At 66.4% G+C, this 1,188-nt stretch carries 1 protein-coding gene; it reads right to left on the bottom strand.

The features are described from left to right. A partial coding sequence (locus NTW26_03045) for a tetratricopeptide repeat protein (protein ID MCX7021250.1) occupies positions 1 to 627 on the bottom strand: 627 nt, incomplete at its 3' end. Positions 628 to 1,188: the final 561 nt, after the last annotated feature.

Below are 1,188 nucleotides of genomic sequence, written 5' to 3'. Positions count from 1 at the left end.
CTCCTCCAGGAGCGCGGGGGCCTTGTCGCGGAATTCGGTGGCCAGGGGGTGCTCGGTGAGCCGGCGGAGGTAGAGGGTGGCCGATTCCAGGTCGCCCCGCCCGTAGGCCTCCGTGCCCAGCTTGTAGAGGAGATAGGCCCCCAGGTAGGTGTCCTCGAACTCATCGAGGAGCTGCCGCTGGTGCTCGCGATCCAGCACCTCGTAGTGCTGGGTGAAGCCCTCGAGGGCCGTATCGGCCAGCCGGTTGTCGGGATTGGCGGCGATTTTTGCCAGGGCGTAGGCCGCCTCGAAGTACCGCCCCTGTTCGCTCAGCGCCCGGGCGTAGAGAACCTGGGCGTCCTCGGCCAGCTCGTGGTTGGGGAACTCCTTCAAGAAGTCGGCGAAATCGGCCTCGGACTCGGCGTACCGCCCGACCTTGAGCTTCGAGTAGGCCAGGCGGTAGAGGGCGATGGGGTAGATCCGCGTGTAGGAGTAGACGTCCACGACGGCCTGGAACCCCTGGATGGCGCCGGCGTAGTCCTTCGCCTCGTAGGCCGCGTTCGCCCGCTCGAAGTGCTCCCGGGCGCGATCGGGTATTTCGCCGGTCTCGGGCTGGCAGGCGCCGATGACGAGCGCGAGGACGACCAACAGAAGCGGACCCGGCAGGGGAATTTGCCTTCGGCCGCGGTTATCCCTTCGGGCGCTGTTATGCCTTCGGCCGCAGATACTCAAGCCGGCCCTCCACGGGGGCGTTAAAGACGGGAGACGCACGGTCCCGAGACGGATTATAACCCGGCGGCCCCGTGGTGGTCAAAGGCCGTGGAGGTTCGTGCCGCCTCCCGATGTGGGCCGGTTTTATCAAGCCTTTACGGCTGCGCCGTCACAGTTGCGCCGGGGGCGATACTTCGTTTCGCCGGGGGCGTTACTCCGTATCGCCGGGGGTGATACTTCGTTTCGCCAGGGGCGTTACTCCGTATCGCCGGGGGTGTTACTTCGTTTTGCGCTGCGGTGTCACTTCTGGTAGACTATTTGCCGGGCATAGCTCGGTTCGCCGGGGGCGTAACTCGCTTCGCTCGGTTCCCCGGTATCCCAAGGAGGGTCGGTGCCCAAGAAGCGCCTCGGAGAACTGATGGTGGAGCGGGGGTTCGCCACCCGGGAACAGGTCCAGCGCCTCCTGGAGCGACAGCAGGCCGTGGGCGGGCTCCTGGG

This window comes from bacterium, assembly GCA_026398675.1.
Lineage (GTDB): Bacteria > RBG-13-66-14 > RBG-13-66-14 > RBG-13-66-14 > RBG-13-66-14 > RBG-13-66-14.
The sequence above is the reverse complement of the archived record's forward strand: the minus strand, read 5'-3'. Positions and strand labels throughout refer to the sequence as shown.